Below are 22,394 nucleotides of genomic sequence, written 5' to 3' on the forward strand. Positions count from 1 at the left end.
TTTGTTCTCACCGCTCAGTTGGCAACGAAACGGCCGTTGAAGGCGACCTCGGAGAGCGGTTTGCGCTGGCTGGGGAATTCGCGCGCTTGATAGCGCTCGGAAAGCACGCTCTTGTCGGCGATACGGCCGACGGCGATGCCGGCTTCGACCCGGTACCCCTCGGGAATGGCGAAGGTCTGGCTGATCTCGTCATGTTTGATGCCGCCCATGCCATGGGCATAGAAACCGGAGAGGCGGGCCTGGAGCGCCAGATACCCCCAGGCGGCACCGGCATCGAAGGAATGGGTGTAGCTCGGCTTTTCCTCACCTGAACCGGCAATCCCGGTGAAGCCGCGCGAGACGACGAAGACCAGCGCCGACGCATTCGCCGCCCATTCCTGGTTGGCCGCGACCAGCAATGCGACGAATTTCTGCCAATGCTCCGACCCGTTCAGGGCATAGATGAAGCGCCAGGGCTGTTGATTGGACGAGGATGGCGCCCAATGGGCGGCGTCGAGCAGGCTGAGCAGCTGCGCTTCCTCGATGATTTCGCCGGTGAAGGCGCGCGGTGACCAGCGGTCGAGAAACATCGGATCGATCGGATATTGGGATTCGCGGTTATTGCTCTGTGTCATGCTTGTTCCCGGGGTTGGGGCAGAAATTCGGATCGGGGTTGGATCAGTCCGTCCGGACGATGTCGAGTTCCTCACGGAAGGCAAAACGCTTCAGATGATCGTCGATGACGCCCTGCATCCTTGTCTGTTGCGCCGGATCGGCGACGGAAAGCATCATGGTCAGCGCCGCATCGTCGGCGGCAAACGTCACCTCGGCCGACTCGCTGAACGGCACCCGACCCTTGTGCGAGTCGAAATCGACGCTGAATTTATGGCTCCAGTGTTTGCAGAGCTGCTGCAGATAGCGGCTTGCATGTTCGGTGGGCACGACGGCTTTGGAGAGGTGCATTTCAAACTCCATCTCATCTCGGACTGGAGCCGAGTCATATTTCCTGCTTCGCAGCCTTGGCAAGTGCAACGCCGTCGCAGTTGGGTAGACGGACTGTCTTCAGAAAAACGGCCTCACTCGGCGTCGATGATGCGGCAATTCATGCGGTTTGCGCCGAAATTGATCCGAATTCAGGAAAAGCCGTACCGCTTGGCGGCAAAGCCGTAATGACACCGGTGAATAATTCGTTCATAGGTGGCTGCAAATCCGTTTTCGATGAGGAGGAAATTCCATGAAGCTGATGCGTGTTGGCGAAGCAGGCAGTGAAAAACCCGCACTTCTCGATGCCGATGGCAAGATCCGCGATCTCTCCGGGCATGTCGCCGATATCGGCGGCGAGGTGATCACCCCGGCCGGCCTTGCAAGAATAGCGGCGATCGATCCGAAGAGCCTTCCGGAACTTGCCCCCACCCGCATCGGCGCCTGCATCGCCGGCACCGGCAAATTCATCTGCATCGGCTTGAATTATTCGGATCATGCCGCCGAAACCGGCGCCACCGTTCCGCCGGAGCCGATCATCTTCATGAAAGCAACATCGGCAATCGTCGGGCCGAACGACAATGTCGTCATTCCCCGCGGTTCGGAAAAGACCGATTGGGAAGTCGAACTCGGCGTCGTCATCGGCAAGACGGCCAAATATGTCACGCAAGCCGAAGCGCTGGACCATGTCGCCGGTTATTGCGTCTCCAACGACGTTTCCGAGCGCGCTTTCCAGACCGAACGGTCCGGGCAATGGACGAAGGGCAAATCCTGCGACACCTTCGGCCCGATCGGCCCCTGGCTGGTGACCAAGGACGAAATTCCCGAACCGCAGAACCTCGGCATGTGGCTGACGGTCAACGGCCAGAAGATGCAGAACGGCTCATCGAAGACCATGGTCTACGGGGTTGCTTTCCTCGTATCCTACCTCAGCCAGTTCATGTCGCTGCATCCCGGCGATGTGATCTCGACCGGCACGCCTCCGGGCGTCGGCATGGGCCTCAAGCCGCCGCGTTATCTCAAGGCCGGCGACGTGGTCGAACTCGGCATTGAGGGCCTCGGCACCCAGAAGCAGACCTTCGTAGCGGATCGTTAACGACGATTCCTGCTGAGAACCTTAGTTTTCACGCCGATAATGATGCCGGAGAGTCACTTCTCCGGCATTTCTTGTGCGGGTCTGGGTCGTCCATGTTGCTGCGCAACAAAAAACTGTTAGTCTGCGTGACGTGCCCGCGTAACGGAAAGAGTCGATGCCTCTCAATCGGCGTCATCTTTTCGATAGAGAAAGGTGGCGCTTTTGTTTTATCAGCTTTATGAATTGAACCATGCCGCCATGGCGCCGTTTCGCGCCGCGGCAGACATCATGCGATTTGCCTATGCCAATCCGCTGAACCCGTTTTCCCACACGCCGTTCGGCCGGACGATTGCGGCAAGCCTCGAAATGTTCGAACGCACGACGCGCCGCTATGGCAAGCCGGAATTCGGATTGAATCAGACGACGATCGGTGAGCAGACGGTTTTTGTTCGCGAAGAGATCGTCTGGTCCCACCCCTTCTGCAATCTCCTGCATTTCGCCCGCAGTGGTCCAGGTGCCCGCGGCAACGACCCGCGCATCCTGATTGTCGCGCCGATGTCCGGCCATTATGCGACGCTGCTGCGCGGGACGGTCGAGGCGCTGCTGCCGAGTGCCGATGTCTACATCACCGACTGGATCGACGCCCGCATGGTCCCGATGACGGAAGGCAGCTTCGATTTCGACGACTACGTCGACTACGTCATCGAGATGCTGCATTTCCTCGGTCAGGACACGCATGTGATCGCTGTCTGTCAGCCGTCCGTTCCGGTGCTGGCGGCCGCTGCCGTGATGGAAGAAGCCAATGATCCGCTGTCGCCGTCGTCGATGACGCTGATGGGCGGCCCGATCGACACGCGCATCAACCCGACGGCGGTCAACCAGCTTGCCCAGGAGCGGTCGCTGCAGTGGTTCTCCGACAATGTCATCATGAACGTGCCCTGGCCGCAGCCGGGCTTCATGCGTCCGGTCTATCCCGGCTTCCTGCAGCTTTCGGGTTTCATGTCGATGAATCTCGACCGGCATCTGGTCGCCCACAAGGAATTCTTCATGCACCTGGTGAAGAACGACGGCGAGCCGGAAAAACATCGCGATTTCTACGACGAATATCTCGCCGTCATGGATCTGACCGCCGAATTCTACCTGCAGACGGTCGAGCAGGTGTTCATCAAGCATTCCCTGCCGAAGGGCGAGTTGATGCATCGCGGCAAACGCGTCGATCCCGCGGCCATCCGCAAGGTGGCGCTTCTGACCGTCGAAGGTGAGAACGACGACATCTCAGGCGTCGGCCAGACCGAGGCGGCGCAGACCATCTGCGTCAACATTCCCGAAAATATGCGCATGCATTATCTTCAGCCGGATGTCGGCCACTATGGTGTTTTCAACGGCTCGCGGTTCCGCCGCGAGATCGCGCCGCGCATCATCAATTTCGTCCGCGAGCATTCCCGTTCCGCCGTCAAGCCGCCGGTGCCGCGCGTCATCAAGGGCGGTCGCAGCGCCTGATTTAGGCGCAGCTGAATTAGCAAAACGGATTCAAGGCCTTGTCCGATTTTATGGGCAATCGTCTTGAAGGCCGTTGTTGCGGTAACCACATCGATTTCAGCGTTCGGTATCCTGCCGGGCGCGGAAAGCGAGGGATACCCGCACGATGAACCAGTCAGCATTGCTTCGACCGGATTGGACTCCGGCTACCATTGCCCTGATGATTCTCGGCTTCATGGTTTTCTGGCCTCTGGGTCTTGCCATGCTTGCCTACATCATCTTCGGCGACCGTCTGCGCGGCTTCAAGCGTGACGTCAACCAGGCGACCGATGGCTTCTTTGCCTCCTGCCGCCGTTCGAACGGCCGGCACCGCCCGCACTTCTCGACCGGCAATGTCGCCTTCGACGACTGGCGCAAGGCCGAGATCGACCGGATCGAGGAAGAGCGCCGCAAGCTCGATGAAATGCGCGAGGAATTCGACGCCTACATGCGCGAACTTCGCCGCGCCAAGGACCAGGAAGAGTTCGATCGCTTCATGCGTGACCGCAGGAACGCCAAGCGTGACGACAACGGCCCGGTCGCTGAATACCAGACGCCGTGAAGGCCTGAACGCTGAAAGTGACCGGCATCTTCCGATGCCGGTTTTTCTATGTCCGCTCCCCCGGCGAATCGGGTAGAAAACAACCATGTTCTCGCTTCTGAAAACAAGGCCGAAAGCCCGAAAACCGGCGCCGCCCGAAACGCGGACGCTCGATGTAGCCGGCCGGCTGATGCCGCTGACCATCAAGCAGCACGACCGGGCGACGCGCATCACCTTGCGCATAGAGCCGGGCGGCCGGGCCTTGAAGATGACCGTGCCGAAAGGTCTTGCGGCGCGCGAGGTCAATGCCTTTCTCGACCGGCACCAGGGTTGGCTGCTGACCAAACTTGCCAAGTTTTCGACTGATGCCGGCCTGCGCGACGGCGGCGAAATTCCCTTTCGCGGCGTTTCCCATCGGATCCAGCATACCGGCAGCTTGCGCGGCCTGACAGAAGCGGTTTCCGTCGATGGCAGACCGGTGCTGCTGGTCAGCGGAATGGAGGAACATGTCGGGCGGCGCATCGCGGCCTTTCTCAAGAAAGAGGCGCGCGCCGACCTCGTAAAACTGGCGACGCTGCATGCCGGCACGATCCGGGCGCCGATCCGCTCGATCTCGATGAAGGATACCCGCAGCCGCTGGGGCTCGTGTTCGTCGGAAGGAAATCTGAGCTTTTCCTGGCGTATCGTCATGGCGCCGCCGTCGGTGATCGATTATCTCGCCGCCCACGAAGTTGCCCATCTCAAGGAAATGAACCACGGCCCGCACTTCTGGACGCTTTGCCGCAAGCTTTGCCCCGGTATGGAAGAGGCAAAGACTTGGCTGAAGCGGCATGGCAGCCAGTTGCACGCCATTGATTTCGACTAATTCAAGTCACCCGGAAATGTGCGGCGGTTCCTGGAGAACGACATGCATAAAAACAAGGCGCTAAAGCCCGTCGCATGAATCCAGTTTGATGCGACGCGCTTGAGCCGAAAGCCGCGCTAAATACAGCTTTCCATGCAAATTGGCTCGACTCTTGCCGCATTTCGTGTCACTTCGCTGCCATGAAACCGGATATCAAGATCTGTGGCTTGAAGACGCCTGAAGCTGTCGATCGCGCGCTGAAACGCGGCGCGACCCACATCGGTTTTATCTTTTTCGAAAAGAGCCCGCGCTATATCGAACCGGACCTGGCGGCAAAACTTGCCGAGCCGGCGCGCGGCAAGGCGAAGATCGTCGCCGTTGTCGTCGATCCCAGCAATGACGAACTGGACGAGATCGTCTCGCTGCTGAAGCCGGATATTCTGCAGCTGCACGGCAATGAGAGCCCCGAACATGTGCTGACCATAAAGGCGCTCTATGGTCTGCCGGTCATGAAGGTATTTTCGGTGCGCACGGCCGATGATCTGAAGCGTGTCGAGGCCTATATCGGCATCGCCGATCGTTTCCTCTTCGATGCAAAAGCGCCGAAGGGGTCCGAATTGCCGGGTGGTAACGGCATTTCCTTCGACTGGAGCCTTCTCGCCTGGCTCGATGGCAGCATCGACTACATGCTGTCCGGCGGGCTGAACAAGAACAATGTCGCGGATGCGCTGGCCAATACCAAGGCACGTGGTATCGACGTCTCTTCGGGCGTCGAAACTGCGCCTGGCGTCAAGAGCGTCGCAATGATCGATGAATTTTTCGATGCGGTTGAAGAGGCGGATGCGCCTGTCATGGCCTCAGGGAGTTGAGAGTGAACGAGACGCCTAAACCGAATTCCTTCCGCTCCGGGCCTGATGAAGACGGCCGCTTCGGCATCTATGGCGGTCGTTTCGTTGCCGAAACATTAATGCCCTTGATCCTCGATCTGCAGGACGAGTGGGAAAAGGCCAAGAACGATCCGGCATTCCAGGCCGAATTGAAGCATCTCGGCGCCCATTATATCGGCCGCCCGAGCCCGCTCTATTTCGCCGAGCGGCTGACGGCGGAACTCGGCGGCGCGAAGATCTACTTCAAGCGCGAGGAGCTGAACCACACCGGCTCGCATAAGATCAACAATTGTATCGGCCAGATCCTGCTTGCCAAGCGCATGGGCAAGACCCGGATCATCGCCGAAACCGGCGCCGGCCAGCATGGTGTCGCCTCGGCCACCGTCGCCGCCCGCTTCGGCCTTCCCTGCGTCGTCTATATGGGCGCCACCGACGTCGAGCGTCAGGCGCCCAACGTTTTCCGCATGAAGCTGCTCGGCGCCGAGGTCAAACCGGTGACAGCCGGCAGCGGCACGCTGAAGGACGCGATGAACGAGGCGCTGCGCGACTGGGTCACCAATGTCGAGGATACCTATTACCTGATCGGAACGGCGGCTGGTCCGCATCCCTATCCGGAGATGGTCCGCGATTTCCAGTCGGTGATCGGTACCGAAGCGAAACAGCAGATGCTGGCAGCCGAAGGCCGCCTGCCGGATCTCGTCATCGCTGCCGTCGGCGGCGGTTCGAATGCGATCGGCATCTTCCATCCTTTCCTGGATGATCCCACCGTCAAGATCGTCGGCGTCGAAGCCGGCGGCAAGGGCCTGCAGGGCGACGAACATTGCGCGTCGATCACCGCCGGTTCGCCGGGCGTGCTGCACGGCAACCGCACCTATCTGCTGCAGGATGGCGACGGCCAGATCAAGGAAGGCCATTCGATTTCCGCCGGTCTCGATTATCCCGGCATCGGCCCCGAACATTCCTGGCTGAACGATACCGGCCGCGTCGACTATGTTCCGATCATGGATCATGAAGCGCTCGAGGCCTTCCAGACTCTGACCCGCCTCGAAGGCATCATCCCGGCGCTCGAGCCGTCGCATGCGATTGCCGAGGTGATCAAACGCGCACCGAAGATGGGCAAGGACGAGATCATCCTGATGAACCTCTCCGGCCGCGGCGACAAGGATATCTTCACCGTCGGCAAGATTCTGGGAATGGGACTGTAAGACATGACCGCACGCATGGACAAACGCTTTGCCGAGCTGAAGGCCGAGGGCCGTCCGGCGCTCGTGACCTATTTCATGGGCGGCGATCCTGACTACGATACCTCGCTCGGCATCATGAAGGCGCTGCCGGAGGCGGGCTCCGACATCATCGAGCTCGGCATGCCCTTTTCCGATCCGATGGCCGACGGCCCGGCGATCCAGCTGGCCGGCCAGCGTGCGCTGAAAGGCGGCCAGACGCTGAAGAAGACGCTGCAGCTGGCGGCCGATTTCCGCAAGAGCAACGATTCGACGCCGATCGTGATGATGGGCTACTACAATCCGATCTATATTTACGGCGTCGAGAAATTCCTCGATGACGCGATCGCCGCCGGTATCGACGGCCTGATCGTCGTCGACCTGCCGCCCGAAATGGATGACGAACTCTGCATTCCGGCGATCCGCAAAGGCATCAATTTCATCCGCCTTGCGACGCCGACGACGGATGAAAAGCGCCTGCCGAAGGTTTTGAAGAACACCTCAGGTTTCGTCTATTACGTCTCGATGAACGGCATCACCGGGTCGGCGCTGCCGGATCCGTCGCTGGTTTCGGGCGCGGTCGAACGCATCAAGCAGCACACCGAGCTGCCCGTCTGCGTCGGCTTTGGCGTCAAGACGGCGGAACATGCAAAGGTCATCGGCGGTTCGGCCGACGGTGTCGTGGTCGGCACCGCCATCGTCAACCAGGTGGCGACCAGCCTGACGAGTGACGGCAAGGCAACGGCGGACACGGTTCAGGCCGTTGCCACGCTGGTGCGCGGCCTTTCCACGGGAACCCGTTCGGCGCGCCTTGTTGCTGCCGAATAGTTTGCCCACATTGGCACTAAAGCATGTCGCGCGAAGTGTGCAGCGGTTTGCGGCAACGACATGCGGGAAAACAAAGACCTGAAGCGTCGGCCAGGCAATTCTGACAGCCCGGGACGCGCTTTAGTTAATCAGGAGTATACGAGTTGAACTGGATCACCAACTACGTTCGCCCGCGGATCAATTCCATGCTGGGCCGTCGCGAAGTGCCGGAGAATCTCTGGATCAAGTGCCCGGAAACCGGCGAGATGGTCTTCCACAAGGATCTGGAAGGCAACAAATGGGTCATCCCGGCCTCCGGTTATCACATGAAGATGCCGGCCAAGGCCCGCCTGGTCGATCTTTTCGACAATGGCGAGTTCGAATCGCTGCCGCAGCCGAAGGTCGCCCAGGACCCGCTGAAGTTCCGCGATTCGAAGAAATATAGCGATCGCCTGCGCGACAGCCGCCTGAAGACCGAACAGGAGGATACGATCCTCGCCGGCCTCGGAAAGGTGCAGGGTCTGAAGCTCGTCGCCGTCGTGCACGAGTTCAACTTCATCGGCGGTTCGCTCGGCATGGCCGCCGGCGAGGCGATCGTCAAGGCTTTCGAGCGTGCGACCTCCGAAAAGTGCCCGCTGGTGATGTTCCCCGCTTCCGGCGGCGCGCGCATGCAGGAAGGCATCCTGTCGCTGATGCAGCTGCCGCGCACGACCGTTGCCGTCGACCTGCTGAAGGAATCTGGTCAGCCCTACGTCGTCGTCCTGACCAACCCGACCACGGGCGGCGTCACCGCCTCCTACGCCATGCTCGGCGATATTCATCTGGCCGAACCGGGGGCCGAAATCGGCTTTGCCGGCAAGCGCGTCATCGAGCAGACATTGCGTGAAAAACTGCCCGAAGGCTTCCAGACCTCCGAATATCTCTTGGAGCATGGTATGGTGGACATGGTCGTCAAGCGTCACGACATTCCGGAAACGCTGGCGCGTCTCCTGAAGATCCTGACGAAGAAGCCCGTCTCGGCGGCGAATGACATGAATAGCGGCGCGATCGCCCTGGCGGCGAGCGCCTGATAACCGATAAGCAGGCGGGGTGCCAAATTGATACCCAGGGGCCAAACCGCGGTGAGTGAGGCAGCACAGGAGATTGAAAAGCTCATGGGATTGCATCCCAAGGGCTTCGACTTGTCGCTGGATCGCATCACCCGTCTTCTCGATGTGCTCGGCAATCCGCACATTAAATTGCCGCCGGTGATCCATGTCGCCGGCACCAACGGCAAGGGCTCGGTCACCGCCTTCTGCCGGGCTCTGCTCGAAGCCGGCGGCTACAGCGCTCACGTTCACACCTCGCCGCATCTCGTCAATTGGCACGAGCGTTATCGCATCGGTGTCAAGGGCGGGCGCGGGCAGCTTGTCGATGACGCCGTCTTTGCCGAGGCCCTGCGCCGGGTGGCAAATGCCAATGCAGGACAGCATATCACCGTCTTCGAAATCCTGACGGCAGTCACCTTCATCCTGTTTTCCGAACAGCCGGCCGATGCCGCGATCATCGAAGTCGGTCTCGGCGGCCGGTTCGATGCCACCAACGTCATTTCCGATCCGGCCGTCTCGGTGATCATGCCGATTTCGCTGGATCATCAGCCCTATCTCGGCGACCGGGTCGAGCTGATCGCCGCCGAAAAAGCCGGCATCATGAAGCCCGGATTTCCCGTCGTCATCGGTCATCAGGAATATGATGCGGCTCTCGACGTGCTGATGTCGACGGCCGAACGGCTGCATTGCCCGAGCGCCGTCTTCGGACAGGATTTCATGGCGCATGAGGAATATGGCCGGCTCGTCTACCAGGACGAATTCGGTCTTGCCGACCTGCCGCTGCCGCGCCTTCCCGGTCGCCATCAATATGCCAATGCCGCCGCCGCCATTCGCGCCGTCAAGGCCGCGGGTTTCACCGTCACCGAGACTATGATGGAAAAGGCGATGAATCTCGTGGAATGGCCGGGCCGGCTGCAGCGCCTGGGCGAAGGCCGGCTGCTGGCGCATGCGCCCGCCGGCGCCGAGATCTGGATCGATGGCGGGCATAATCCCGGTGCCGGCGAAGTGATCGCCGAGGCCATGGCCAATTTCGAAGAGCGCCAGTCACGGCCGCTTTTCCTGATTATCGGCATGATCAACACCAAGGACCCGGTCGGCTATTTCAAGGCCTTTGCCGGATTGGTCGAGAAGGTTTTCTGCGTGCCGATCCGCGGCAGCGACGCGATGATCGACCCGGTGATATTGTCGAACGCCGCTTATGATGCCGGCTTGGTTGCCGAACCGATGTCGACGGTCGGCGATGCGCTGGAAGCCATCAAAGCCGTCCTCGATCCGGAAGGCCTACCCCCGCGCATCCTCGTCGGCGGCTCTCTCTATCTCGTCGGCGATGTGCTTTCCGACAACGGCACGCCCCCAAGATAAAGGGCGCGAAGTGAAGGTTGCGACATGAAAAAAGCCCGGTCGAACCGGGCTTTTTCGTTCATGCGATCTCAGTAGGGGGCGATATCAATCAGGCAGCGCTCGAAATCCAGTTCGAAAGCGCGGTCTTCGGCTTGGCGCCGACAGAGATATCGGCAACTTCGCCGCCCTTGAAAATTGCAAGGGTCGGAATGGAGCGCACACCGAATTGTGCGGCGAGTTCCGGGTTTTCATCGATATTCAGCTTGGCGACCTTGACCTTGCCTTCCATCTCGACGGCGATTTCTTCGAGGCTCGGCGCAATCATCTTGCACGGGCCGCACCATTCAGCCCAGAAATCGACGACGACGGGTTCTGCAGATTCCAGAACTTCCGACTGGAAGTTGTTGATATCGACTTTCACGGTAGCCATGGGCTGCTCCTTTAATTCAAGTGTTGAACCACATGTGATGGTGCGGTGCCAAATTTTCAATGTCCGGTATTTCACTTTGTCTTGACCGCTGCAAGCGCCAAACCGAGCGCCTTTTCGCTCAGCGTGTAGAGCGAGGCATTTTCGGTATAGACGAGCATGCAATCGATCGGCTTGTCGGGATAGAGCGGCGCCAGGATTTCGCGATAGATCGCCAGCTGCGCCCGGTGCGCAAAGGGGATAGCCGCCTCGGTCGCCGGCGGCACCCGATTGGTCTTGTAATCGAGAATGACAACCCGATCGGCAAGGACGGCAAGCCGGTCGATGCGGCCGGAGACGGCATAACGCCTGTCATCGAGCGTCAATGTTCCCATGATCGAGACCTCGGGCTGGGCCTCAGTCCCGAGGACTGCCTGCAGGCCCTCTTCGTCCAATAGTTTCAGAACCGAATCGACAAGCTTGCGCCGTTCGGCTTCCGGCCAGAACCGCGCCGCCCGTTCGGCATAGCGGCCGGCGGCATCCGCCCGTTCGGCAGGTGGAATTTCGGGAAGCGCCTGCAGCATGCGATGGATCAGCCGGCCCTTCTCCAGCGAACGATCGCTGCGCTCCTTCTCGCCAAACAGCGGAGATGCAACGAGCAAACCACCCTCGTCTTCATCGATGATCGTCCCGGCGCCGGAGGGGCTGAGCGGCCGCGGCAGCTCGGCCTGCGGCGGCAATGGCCGCAACAGACCGTCCGGCAAGGCCTCTTCGCTGTCGCGCTCCTGGGCGCGGTCGGCACGCTCGAAGCGGCGTTCGACGGGCGGCACGCGCCATTTGATCCCCGGCCATTCCCCATCGGGACTGGAGAAAGTAGCCGCCTGCACATGCGGATGGTCGTCGCGCAGTGCCGTCGAAATCATCATATGCCAGGTGTCGTTATTCAAGCGCACGCCGCGATAGCCGCAGACGACCAGCCGGTCGGCGGCACGCGTCATGGCGACATAAAGCAATCGGCGGTACTCTTCCTCCGCCAGCATCTGGATTCGAACGGCGTCGTTCTGGGTTAACGAATTGGCGAGATCGGAGACGGGAACCCAGACGGGCATCGGCGGCTCGTCGGCGTCGGTCTCGATCAGCCGCAGCTTCGGCAGATGCGTATGGGTGAAGGCCTTCGAACCGCCGTCGACGAGGAAAACGATCGGCGCCTCAAGGCCCTTGGAGGCGTGCACCGTCATGATCCGCACTTCGTTGCGGCCCTTATCCTGCTCCCGCTTCACCACCGGGGCTTCGAGCTCCAGCGTCGAGATGAAGGATTGCAGCCCGGGAAGGCCGGAACTCTCGTGGTCGAGGGTGAAGGTCAGGAATTCGTCGAGGATATCGCTGACCTCGGTGCCGAGCCGGGCAAGGAATTGCCGCCGCCCGCCATGGCTGCCCAGCACACGCGCATAGAAATCATGAACCGAGAGGCTCCTGGATTGCCGAAGGAACAGCTCCAGCTTCTCGACGGCTGCACGGAAACGTTCGGTGCCGTCGGCGGCGAAGCTTTTGAGATGGTGCCAGGCGCTCTGATTGTCGCCGCGGAGCGCGGCGATCGCAAAGATATCGTCTTCGGAGAGATCGAAAAGCGGGCTCTTGAGCACGGCGGCGAGCGAAAGATCGTCTTCCGGCAGCAGCAGGAAACGGCCGAGCGCCAGCAGATCCTGCACGGCGATATGGCTGGTCAGCACCAGCCGGTCGGCGCCGGCGACCGGAATGTCGCCGCGGCGTTTCAAGGCGCGCGTCAACGCATTGACGAAGGCGTCGCGTTTGCGCACCAGCACCAGGATATCGCCGGCCTCGATCAGGCGCTCCTTGCCTTTGTCGACGATCGTTTCGCGGCCGACAAGAGTGCCGACCGAATGGGCGATCCGTCGTGCCAGGATTGCGGCTGGCGCGCTTTCCGGCGTGGCATCGAAAGGCGCCGTCCAGTCCTCCTCCTTCACCACCGCTTCCGGCGCGACCATCTCCCAGAGATCGACGGCGCCGGGATGTCCGATGCGGCTGGAGCGATGCACGACCGGTTCGCCGAGTGCGCTGAGGCCGCGTGAGTTGTCGGGCTCCCTGAAAATATGGTCGACGGCTTCGAGCACGTCGGCGGTCGAGCGGAAGGAGAGCGGCAGCCGGACGGAGGAAAAACTCTGGCCGCTGTCGGACACGCGCCGCCGTGTCCGGTCGCTTTCCTCGGAAAAACGCTCGGGCCGGGCGCCCTGGAAGGAATAGATCGACTGTTTCTCGTCGCCGACGGCAAACAGCGTGCGCACGACCGGCCGGGCGCTTTCGCCGGAGAAGAAATCCTCGGCGAGCGACTGGATGACGCTCCACTGGATCGGGCTGGTATCCTGCGCTTCATCGACGAGGATATGGTCGATGCCGCGATCGAGCTTGTAGTGGATCCAGGGGCCGACGCCGCTTTTCGTCAAAAGGTCGGCGGTGCGGGTGATCAGATCCTCGAAATCGAGTTGGCTGCGCTGCTTCTTCAGTTCCTCATAGTCGTGATTCAATCGGTCTGCGAGCACGAGTGCTGCATGTGTGGCGCCGTACATCCGTATCAGTTTCAGCCGGTCGCGGCTTGCGGCGACATGTGCGCGGGCAGCGGCGATCGCCTCCGTCAGTTGCGGTGCTTCGGTCAGCATGGCCTTGACCGTGAATTGCGAGTCCGCCTTCGGCTCACCCTTCACGGTCAGAAAGATTTTCTCGAGAAACTCGGCGCGCTTAGTCTCATCGCTTTCCCGCCCGGCAAGCCTGAGGCCGTAGGCAACCTCCTGCGCCTTCGCGCCGCCCTTCTGGTCGGCAAGCGACAGATAAAGCTCCAGCATGTGGCCGGAAAGCTCAGGCAGCGGCCAATATTGCGCCGCGATCCGGTCCTCCGTGTCGTCGGGGGCAAGACCAAGCCGTTGGCGCAGAACCATCTCGATACCGCCCTGCCGCTCGGCCATTGCGGTGAAACGACGGATGGCGTTGCGGTTGGCGACGATGTCGCCGAGCAGATTCTCCAGCCCGGATTCGTCGCCGAGATCGAGCACATAGGCGAAGGCCTCGGCAAGGGCGCTGTCTGCCTCCGGCGCGGTCGCCGTCAGCAGCGCCCGGCGCGCATCGGAAAGCAGTGATTCCGCCGCACGGTCGTCGAGAACCGAGAAATGCCCGGCGACGTTGGCCTCCAGCGGGAACTGATGCAGCAGCGCCTCGCAAAAGGCATGGATCGTCTGGATCTTCAGCCCACCGGGTGTCTCCAGCGCCTTGGCAAACAGCCGGCGGGCTTCGGCAAGCTTTATTCCGTCAGGCGCCGTCCCCTCGATCTGGGCGATCCGCCGGCTCAGATCGTCATCGTCGAGCACCACCCAGTCCGCCAGCCGCTCGAAGACGCGGTTCGACATTTCGGAGGCTGCAGCCTTGGTATAGGTGAGGCACAAAATCGCGGAGGGCCGCGCCCCGGCAAGCAGGAGACGGATGACGCGCTGGGTCAACACATGCGTCTTGCCGGAACCGGCATTGGCCGAGACCCATGCGGAACGCTCGGGATCGGAGGCAATCGCCTGCTGGATCGTCGTCCAGCCGATCCAGGCGCCCGGATCATCGTCGCTCGGAAGTGGCGTTACATCACTCATCGCCGCCGCCCTCCTCGGTCTCGGCCGTCGACCATTCGGAGACGCGGGCGAGATGATCATAATCGCCGCCGAAATCGAATTGCTGTGCCGGGATCAGCCGCGAGGTGAAGCCTTTCTCGCCGGATTGCAGCAAGCTCACGAACTTGACCAGCTGATCGATCGATTCCGCGGCGAGATCCATCGCCGATTTCGCCTTGTCGCTGCGCGCCGAGCTCTCATTGTTGACGATGTCGACCAGAAAACGGCGTCCCGGCCGCAGGCGCACATAGAGCAGGTCCTGCGGCACGAGACTGCCGGCATCACGGAAGGCGCCGGCGCTCAAGGCCGCCGCTTCGAGCGCAAGCTGCGGATCGAGAAGCACACGGGCCTGCGCCGGCGAGGGATTGTAGCCGGTCTTGTAGTCGATGATATCGGCGGCGTTCGGTCCGGTGATGTCGATCCTGTCGGCAACGCCGTTGAGCCGGATATTGATTGCTTCCAGTTCGACGCCGCCCCGCACCTCCGTCAGCGTCTTGCGGATGCCGGGCCGCCGGCCGGCCTCCCAGTCGAGGAAGGCGCGGGCCACCGCGCGAAAGCGCGGCCGCCAGACGGCATCGATATGCGGCGGCAGCTGCTCCATGTCGAAAAGCTCGGAAAGGATGCGCTCCATCGCCGCCGCCGCATGCGGCGTACCGGCAACATGGGCTTCGCGAATGAACCGGTCGATGATCTTGTGGTAGAGCGTGCCGCGCTCGGCCGCGCCCGGATCGCGGTTGAACGCATCGACAGGATCGAGCCGCAGAATGCGGCGGGCATAGATGGCGTAGGGGTCGCGGCGCAGCCGGCCAACCTCGCTGAAAGAGTAGGATGTCGGCTGCAGCGCCAGCGGCGGTTTCGGCGAGGGCCGCTGCGCCGGTGTTTGGGCATCGCCGCGATCGATCAGGCCGGCCCATCGAAGAAACCGGTTGCCGCGTCCCTTCGATTCCGCTTCGAACGCCTCTCCGGCAAGCGCCAGCAGCCGCTGCAGCCAGCGCGAGGCGACCGTCGGCGTCGACCCCTGGCGCAGCGCGCGCGAATAGATCAGATGGCGCGTGCCGTTTGCCATCTCGAAGTCATGCGCCAGCTGGCCGATGCGCCGTTCCGGCGGCTCGAGGCCGATCTCCGTCTTCATCATCCGCGGAATGAAGGGATTGTTGGCAGTCTGCCCCGGCCAGGTGCCCTCGTTCAGGCCGCCGATAATCAGCGTATCGACGCTCTGCAGGCGGGCTTCCAGCGTGCCGAAGATGAAGAGGCGGGGATGGCTGAGCGCCCGCGGCTTCACCGCATGACCGGCGGCAAGGGCTGCCATGATGTCGATCCATTGCGGTCCGTCGGCTTCCATCTGGCCGTTGGTATCGATCACTTCGCTGAGCAGGGCAGCGAGCGCATCGCCGGCTTCATCAGACCAGAGATCGGCGAGATTACCGCGCGGATCGACAGCCACCGCTTCAAGCGAACGACCGGTGCGCTCCGCCCATTCGGACAAGGTGAAACTCGAGGTCTTCCCACGATCTTCCGGCCGATGCCGCATCAAGGCCGAAGCCAGAGGCTCGGTTGCTTGTGTGACCCGGCGGGCAAGGTCGTATGCGGCCTCGGCTGCGTCAGGCGCAAGCGCCTTTCGCCATTGCGGCGCGTGCCTGTCCTCGGCCTGTTCGGCAAGCTGATGGGTCAGCAATGGCTCGAGCCGGCTGATATCCACCTCCGCCACGCCGCCGCGCAGCGCCAGCAGTTCGAGCGCCTGGGTCGCCGAAATCAAGGCGTCGCGTTCCAGGCCGAAACGCGCCAGCGGATGTTTGAGCAGCGAGACGATCGCCACCGGATCGCCCGGTCGCAGCGCTGCCTCCAGCAGCAATTGCAGAAGCGTGCCCTGCGGCGTGGCCGCAAGCGGTGTACCCGCCGAATCGTCGGCGAGGATTCCGAAGCGGGAAAGCTCGGCCATTACCCGCCGGGCGAGATTGCGGTCCGGCGTGATGAGCGCCGCCCGGCTCTCGCCGTCCTGCCCCGGTCTTTCCAGGGCAAGTCGGAGCGCGATGGCAATCGCTGTTGCTTCCTCGCGCTCGTTGGCGGCTTCGATCAGCGAAACGTCGGCGAAGGCTGAAGACAGAGCTCCCCCCGGCAGCTCGCTCTTCCACGCCCCCCAATCGCTGGTCGCCTCCGATGGGGTGAGCGCCCGAGACAGGACTTCGGCGCGCCGGTCGAGATCGGCCTCCGGCCTGTCGAGGGCCGTCACCTCGGCACGCGTCAGCTTCAGCCGCTTCAGCAACGACGACAGGCCATATTGTGGGTGGCTACGGCTTGCAGGATTGGCGTATTGGCCGGGTGCCGGTTCGGGCGCGACCATCTGCCAATGGGTCTCAGGCATGGAGAGGTCGAGGCCCGGAAGCACGATCACCCCTTCCGGCATATTGGCGACGGCGGCGATCAAATCGGCGGTGGCGGGAACGGAACCGGTCGAACCGGCAATGATAATCGGACCGGCGGGTTGCGTCGCCGAAAGCCTGGATGCTTCGGCGCGGAGAATGGCGTTTCGGTGCCGCGCCGGCGAGGATTTGCCGAGTTCGGAAAGCCGCTCCGGCCAGAAGGCGCTGGCGATCTGCAGGAATTCCGCCGTCAGCTGCCACCAGGCGGCATAATCGCCGGTGTCGAGTTTCGACAGTTCCGACCAGTCGAGATCCTCGGTTTCGATGGAATCGATCAGCTCGGCGAGGTTGCGGGCGAGCCAGATCGCATCCGCCGGGCTTGCCGGGGCGACGAGCGGCGAATCCGAATGAATGTGGCGGACGATCTCCGGCAGCTTGTTTCGCCACGCGAGAATCAGGCGGGCAAGCTCCAGCAGGCGGGCGGTATTCGACAGCGGCTGGGCGAGATCGATCGTTGCCGGCAGCGCCTCATCGAAATAGCCGCTATCGTCGTCGGTTTCGCCGAGAGGACGAATAACCGGCAGGATCGCCGAACGGCCGCCGAGCAGATCCACGAATTCCGAACGCAGCACACGCACGGCGCGCCGCGTCGGCAGGTAGATCGTCACCCTGGAAAGCGACAGCGGATCATCGGTCTCATGCCGGAAGAGCGGCGTCAGCCGGCCGTCGCAAAGCGTCGTCGCCAGCGTTTTCAGGAAGGAGAGGCCCGCCGGGATCGTCAGAATGCGTGGCTGATGCCGCTCCGCCATATCTCACGCAAACGTCCGCAGCCGTCGGATCGTTTCCTCCGCTTCGCCGATCGCCTCCGGCGTTCCCACCGTCAGCCAGTGGCCTTCGAGCACCATGCCGAACAGTCGCCCGCGCGCGATCGCCTTGTCGAAATAAATATTGAGGTTGAACGCATCCTTTGGCGCGTCATCGAGCAAGGACGGGTTCATGACGATCGCTCCGGCATAGACCACGGGATTGGACGGGTCGTCGCGATACCGCGTCAGCCGGCCGTCAGCCGCCATGCCGAAATCATTCCGGCCGTTATGCCCTGTCGTATCCTCAATCCCAACGCAAAGCAGTGCCATGTCCATGCGCTCGGCATCGAAGAATCCGGCTAAGCGCTCCAAGTTCGTCGGCCGCCCCGGCTGTTCGCCGATCCAGAAGAGATCGGCATTCATGACGAAAACGTTCTCGCGATCAAGCAGCGTCAGACCCTTCGCCAGCCCGCCGCCGGAATTCATCAGCGCTTCCCGTTCATCGGAAATGATGATGTCGAGGTCGCGATAGGCCTTGAGATGGTCGAGCATCTGGCCGGCAAAGTGGTGAACATTGACAACGACCCGTTCGACGCCGGCCGCAACCAGCGAATCCAGCGCATAATCGATCATCGGCTTGCCGTCGATTTTCACCAGCGGCTTCGGGATCGTGTCGGTGATCGGGCGCATACGGGTGCCGAGACCCGCGGCCAGTACCATGGCTTGTCTGATGGTCATGCTGATCCGGAACTTATGATTCGCTTTGGCCTATTCCAGCCCTTGCGGACCAATCGCGCAAGGGGGCAAGCGCTTCGTGCTCGAACGCGACCTGGAGATAGGCAAGCGTTCGCGGCATATGTTTGAGATAGCCGGGCTTGCCGTCGCGCTGCAACAGCCGCACCCAGAGACCGGCAAGTTTGCAATTGCGCTGCGCCGACATTATCGCCCAGACTTTCATGAATCCGGCCTCGTCAAAGCCGCCCTGGGCGCGGCGCAGGGTGAGGTAATCGTCCATCAACTGCCGGAAGAGCTCCGGTTCGATCGTTGCGCGCGCATCCTGGACGATGGAGGCAAGGTCATAGGCGGTCGGGCCGATCATCGCATCCTGGAAGTCGATGATGCCGACCTTGCCAATACCGCTTTCCCCCTCGCGCCAGATGATGTTGGGCGAATGGAAGTCGCGCAGCAGCAGGTTCTTCTCGGCTGTGGCGAGCTCGTCGATGAGCGCGTCCCAGATCGCCAGATACTCCGCCCGTTCGGTATCGGTGGGAGGTGTGCCGCGCTTCCAGGCCATATGCCAATCGAGCACAAGCTGCACTTCCATCTTCATTGCCGTGCGGTCGAAGTCCGGAATGTGATGGGTATGCGTTGTCGAAACCGGGATATCCTGCGGAATCTGGATGGAATGAAGATGGGCGAGGCAGGCGACGCTTTGCCGGTAACGTTCGGCGATCGGCCGCCCGTCGTCATCAAGAACGCCTTCCGTGCCGAGATCCTCCATCAGCAGGATGCCCTGCTGATAATCGACCTTGTAGATCTCCGGCGTCGCAAACCCTCGCCCGCGCAACACATCGGCAATCGCAACGAAAGGGTAGGCGTTCTGTGCCAGATGCGCCACCTTGGGGTAGGGCTTGCCATCATAGACCGGCGGGCCCTCGGGATGCGGGCGCCAATCCATCAGTATTTTTCGCGGGCCACCGTTCGGATAGATCGCCTCATAGGCGCGCAGCGAAGCGTCACCGGTCAGGAAGCGGCGTTTGACATCGGGATAGCCGGCTTGGTCGAGGAAGGCGCGGATCGCCAGGACCCTGCGGATCCGCGAAGCCTGCGGATCTATGGCTTTGATCGTTGCCCGGCGGCCGCTGCCCTCATGTTCCAGCCTCAGGGCAATGCGCCCGGCGGGCAGTTCGCCCTCAGCCATCTCCGGCCATTCGACGAGACAGATGCCGCTCTCCAGGGCCTCGTCGAAGCCGAGTTCCGTCAGTTCGGCCGGATCGCCGAGCCGGTAGAGATCGAAATGCGAAATGGCGATGCGCAGATCGTAAGATTGCACCAGCGTGAAGGTCGGGCTCGGGACTTCGAGCCCCTCGTCGTCGGCCATGGCGCGCAGGATCGCCCGGGCGAGCGAGGATTTGCCGGCGCCGAGATCGCCGGAAAGGGCAAGACAGTCGCCGGCTTTCAGCGCCAGCGCCAGGTCTTCGCCGAGTCGAATGGTAGCCGCCTCGTCTTTCAGGAAAAGCGAGATCGTATCGGTGGTCGTCATTCGGCGGCCGCGGTATGCGGGACATTCACCGAGGGGATACGGCAGACGACGGTGGTGCCTTTGCCGGGCTCGCTGTCGATCGTCACGTCGCCATGATGCAGGCTGACGAAGCTGTCGACGATCGAGAGACCGAGGCCGGCACCGCCGCGCTTGCCGCTTTTTGCTCCTGTGGCAAAACGGTCGAAGACGGTGGCGATCATGTCAGGCGAGATGCCGGGGCCGCGATCGCTGACGGCGAAGACGAAATCCGTGCCTTCGCGACGGCATTCGAGCGAGATCGAGCTGCCCTCGGGCGAGAAGTTCGCCGCATTGGAAAGCAGCTTCAGAAGGATCTGCTTCAGCCGCTGCGGATCGGCGACGATCGAGCCGAGATAGGCCGGTGCGGTGATTTCAAGCGCGACGCCGCTTTCGTGCAGGCGATCGGCGATCTGCATCGAGACGTCGTCGAGCAGGTCGTTGAGATCGATATCCGCATAGTTCAGGCGCATGATGCCGGCATCGACGGTGGCAAGGTCGAGGATATCGTTGACGAGCGTCAGGAGAACCGAGGACGAGGTCGAGATATGGTCGATATATTCGGCCTGCCTCTCGTTCAGCGGCCCGACGCCCTGCGTGCGCAGCAGGTCGGTGAAGCCGATGATATTGGTCAGCGGCGAGCGCAGCTCGTAGGAAACATGTTGGACGAAGTCGTTCTTCAGCTCGTCGGCCTTGCGCAGCGCTTCGTTCTTCTCGGTCAGCGCCCGCTCGGCCCGCACGCTGTCGGTCATGTTGACGAAGGTCAGCATGGTCTGGGCGTTCGGCAGCGGGATGACGGCATAGTCGAGCACGAGGCCGGAGAAGAGTTCCAGCGTTCCCTGGCCCGAGCGGCGTTCGTCGTCGAAGCTGGTGATCAGTTCCGCGAAGGCCTTCCAGCCATCCGGCCGGTCATAAGACGGGGCGCAGGCCTCGCCCAGCGCACGGATATGGGTGCCGGGCTTGGCCTCGGTTTCGGTGATCCCCCACAGCGCGCGGAAGGCCGGGTTCGACAGACGGATGCGTCCATCCGGGCCGAACACCGCCACACCTTCGGAAAGATGGTCGATCGTTTCGCCCTGCACCTTGACCAGCGTATTGTAGCGCGTTTCGAGATCGACCTGCTCGGTCAGATTTTCGAACACCCAGGTGGCGCCGCCCTGCGGATGGGCGGTCGCAAAGACGCGCAATGTCTGGCCATTGGGCAGGTGCCAGAGATCGGATTGCGTGTCGAGCGCGCGATAGACGGAAAGGGCTGCTTCCTTCCAGCTTTTCCAGTTGAGCTGGTCCGGCAGCTTCTTGGCTGCCCGCAGCCGCTCGAGCAACTCGCTATTATCTGGCCGGCCTTCAAGGAAGGCGATATCCAGCTCCCAGAGCGCGACGAACGCCTGGTTATAGAATTGCAGCCGGCGGTCGCCGTCGAAGATGGCAACCGGCGTGGCGAGATGGTCGAGCGTTTCGGCATGGCTCTTCAGCGTCCGTTCCAGCTCGGCGCGTACCGCTTCGATGTCGGACACGTCGATTGCGATGCCGGCCGAGCCGCTGGCAAGCCTGACGTCGACCACATCGAAGAATGTGCGGTTGCCGTGCACGACCGTCGAGATCGTGTCGTGGAAGGGTGATTCCGGCGTCGTCGTCGCGCGAATGCGTTCGCGCGCCACCGTCGTCAGCATCTCGCGGCCTTCATTGATTGCCTGCTGCGGCGAGCGCGCTTCGACGGCCTCGCCATAAGCCTGGTTGACCCAGGTGAGGCGGCCGGCCGGATCGCGCTGCCAGGCCGGCATGTCGATCGCGTCGAGCATGCTCTGGAAGGCCGAGATCGAAGTCATCAGCCGGTCGCGCTCGATCCTCAGCTCCGCAAGCTCGGCGCGCAGATTGTTGAGCGCCACGAAACGGACGAAGGCGCGGCCGCCGGAAACCCGGCCCTGTGCCTCGAGGATTTCATCGCGGATGGTTTCGACCACCATGTCGAAGCTCTGTCGCCCCGTCGCGCAGCCGGTCGATCGCCTTTTCCAGATCGGCGGCCGAGCGTGACTTCAGCCAGAGGCCGAAGGCCAGGAATTCGCCGTCCTGCGGCGCGCCGGTCTCGGGCGGAAGCTGGCCGAGCAGTTCGGGACGGGCATTGCCGTCCCAGATGACGATCCGCCGGTTCTTGTCGGCGATCAGCGCCTGGTATTGCGAAATGCGCTGCTGGGCATCGGACAGCGCCGAGCGGATTTCCCGGCTCTCGCTTTCCAGATTGCCGCGCTGGCGCACCAGCCACAGCGTCGAAAGCAGGGCTGCGGATATGACGCCGATGACGACGGAAACGCCGACGACCTGCGAGGATGTGAAGAGGTGAGCCGAGGCCGTCGCCTGCTGCTCCGTCTGTGCCAGAACCGGCCGCGCCAGCGCGGCAAACGCCGTGCCGGCCGCGCAGGCTTTCAGAAAGCGCGCCAATGATCTGTCTTGCTTTGCGGCCTCGTGTGCCGTTGCAAATTGATGGTCTTGGCCTGCCATCAACGGGCGGCGACCGGCGCGAGCGCCATCATCCGCCTGACCGGGCAGGCTGTTTTTCATTTCCGACATCCGCGGTATGTCTCCGTCCTTCAATGTGCCGCA

General features: G+C 62.2%; 16 protein-coding genes and 1 pseudogene. 9 read left to right on the forward strand and 8 right to left on the reverse strand.

Annotated elements, in window-relative coordinates:
* Positions 1–14 precede the first annotated feature (14 nt).
* Together RLEG4DRAFT_RS32655 and RLEG4DRAFT_RS32660 are read right to left on the reverse strand one after the other, a co-directional pair.
* Positions 15–614 (reverse strand): nitroreductase family protein, encoded by a 600-nt coding sequence (locus RLEG4DRAFT_RS32655; protein WP_003583253.1) that lies wholly within the window; start codon positions 612–614, stop codon positions 15–17.
* Between the two features lie 43 nt (positions 615–657).
* The gene (locus tag RLEG4DRAFT_RS32660; RefSeq protein WP_003583255.1) at positions 658–942 is read right to left on the reverse strand and encodes a DUF2218 domain-containing protein; all 285 of its coding nucleotides are present in this window, start codon (positions 940–942) and stop codon (positions 658–660) included.
* Positions 943–1,213: 271 nt separating this feature from the next.
* Between RLEG4DRAFT_RS32660 and RLEG4DRAFT_RS32665 the strand changes: the two genes are divergently transcribed.
* The 9 genes from RLEG4DRAFT_RS32665 to RLEG4DRAFT_RS32705 all read left to right on the forward strand — a co-directional run bounded on the left by RLEG4DRAFT_RS32665 (position 1,214) and on the right by RLEG4DRAFT_RS32705 (position 10,302).
* Complete coding sequence (locus RLEG4DRAFT_RS32665) at positions 1,214–2,056, forward strand: fumarylacetoacetate hydrolase family protein (RefSeq protein ID WP_003583256.1); 843 nt, start codon at positions 1,214–1,216, stop codon at positions 2,054–2,056.
* Positions 2,057–2,257: 201 nt separating this feature from the next.
* On the forward strand, positions 2,258–3,535 hold the full coding sequence (locus RLEG4DRAFT_RS32670; RefSeq protein WP_003583258.1) for a polyhydroxyalkanoate depolymerase: 1,278 nt from the start codon (positions 2,258–2,260) through the stop codon (positions 3,533–3,535).
* A gap of 145 nt (positions 3,536–3,680) precedes the next feature.
* Positions 3,681–4,115, forward strand: a complete 435-nt coding sequence (locus tag RLEG4DRAFT_RS32675) for a DUF2852 domain-containing protein (RefSeq protein WP_003583260.1) — start codon at positions 3,681–3,683, stop codon at positions 4,113–4,115.
* Between the two features lie 85 nt (positions 4,116–4,200).
* Positions 4,201–4,959: a M48 family metallopeptidase gene (locus RLEG4DRAFT_RS32680; protein WP_003583261.1), complete on the forward strand. Its 759-nt coding sequence runs from the start codon at positions 4,201–4,203 to the stop codon at positions 4,957–4,959.
* A 179-nt stretch (positions 4,960–5,138) separates the two neighbouring features.
* A complete protein-coding gene (locus RLEG4DRAFT_RS32685; protein ID WP_003583265.1) occupies positions 5,139–5,807 on the forward strand; it encodes a phosphoribosylanthranilate isomerase in 669 nt (222 codons plus the stop codon).
* A gap of 2 nt (positions 5,808–5,809) precedes the next feature.
* Positions 5,810–7,030, forward strand: coding sequence for a tryptophan synthase subunit beta (trpB, locus tag RLEG4DRAFT_RS32690; RefSeq protein ID WP_003583267.1), 1,221 nt, complete (start codon positions 5,810–5,812; stop codon positions 7,028–7,030).
* A 3-nt stretch (positions 7,031–7,033) separates the two neighbouring features.
* Positions 7,034–7,873, forward strand: a complete 840-nt coding sequence (trpA, locus tag RLEG4DRAFT_RS32695; protein WP_003583268.1) for a tryptophan synthase subunit alpha — start codon at positions 7,034–7,036, stop codon at positions 7,871–7,873.
* 143 nt (positions 7,874–8,016) lie between these two features.
* Entirely contained in the window at positions 8,017–8,922 is a 906-nt protein-coding gene (accD, locus tag RLEG4DRAFT_RS32700) for an acetyl-CoA carboxylase, carboxyltransferase subunit beta (protein WP_003583270.1), read from the forward strand.
* A 27-nt stretch (positions 8,923–8,949) separates the two neighbouring features.
* Entirely contained in the window at positions 8,950–10,302 is a 1,353-nt protein-coding gene (locus RLEG4DRAFT_RS32705; RefSeq protein WP_003583271.1) for a bifunctional folylpolyglutamate synthase/dihydrofolate synthase, read from the forward strand.
* An 88-nt stretch (positions 10,303–10,390) separates the two neighbouring features.
* On the opposite strand, the gene trxA is transcribed toward RLEG4DRAFT_RS32705, so the two are convergent.
* The 6 genes and pseudogenes from trxA to RLEG4DRAFT_RS32735 form a co-directional block, all read right to left on the reverse strand.
* Positions 10,391–10,711 (reverse strand): thioredoxin, encoded by a 321-nt coding sequence (gene trxA, locus RLEG4DRAFT_RS32710; RefSeq protein WP_003544118.1) that lies wholly within the window; start codon positions 10,709–10,711, stop codon positions 10,391–10,393.
* Positions 10,712–10,782: 71 nt separating this feature from the next.
* The gene (addA, locus tag RLEG4DRAFT_RS32715) at positions 10,783–14,334 is read right to left on the reverse strand and encodes a double-strand break repair helicase AddA (RefSeq protein WP_003583273.1); all 3,552 of its coding nucleotides are present in this window, start codon (positions 14,332–14,334) and stop codon (positions 10,783–10,785) included.
* Positions 14,327–17,521 (reverse strand): double-strand break repair protein AddB, encoded by a 3,195-nt coding sequence (gene addB / locus RLEG4DRAFT_RS32720; protein ID WP_003583275.1) that lies wholly within the window; start codon positions 17,519–17,521, stop codon positions 14,327–14,329. Before addB ends, addA begins: the two co-directional genes overlap by 8 nt.
* 3 nt (positions 17,522–17,524) lie before the next feature.
* Positions 17,525–18,256: a nucleotidyltransferase family protein gene (locus tag RLEG4DRAFT_RS32725; protein ID WP_003583277.1), complete on the reverse strand. Its 732-nt coding sequence runs from the start codon at positions 18,254–18,256 to the stop codon at positions 17,525–17,527.
* Positions 18,257–18,269: 13 nt separating this feature from the next.
* Positions 18,270–19,781 carry a tRNA (adenosine(37)-N6)-threonylcarbamoyltransferase complex ATPase subunit type 1 TsaE gene (tsaE, locus tag RLEG4DRAFT_RS32730; protein WP_003583278.1) on the reverse strand — a complete coding sequence of 504 codons (1,512 nt, stop codon included), beginning with the start codon at positions 19,779–19,781 and terminating at the stop codon, positions 18,270–18,272.
* Positions 19,778–22,361, reverse strand: a pseudogene (locus RLEG4DRAFT_RS32735) (ATP-binding protein). The gene tsaE and the pseudogene RLEG4DRAFT_RS32735 overlap by 4 nt, the downstream one beginning before the upstream one ends.
* Positions 22,362–22,394 lie beyond the last annotated feature (33 nt).

It is taken from the genome of Rhizobium leguminosarum bv. trifolii WSM2297 (assembly GCF_000271845.1).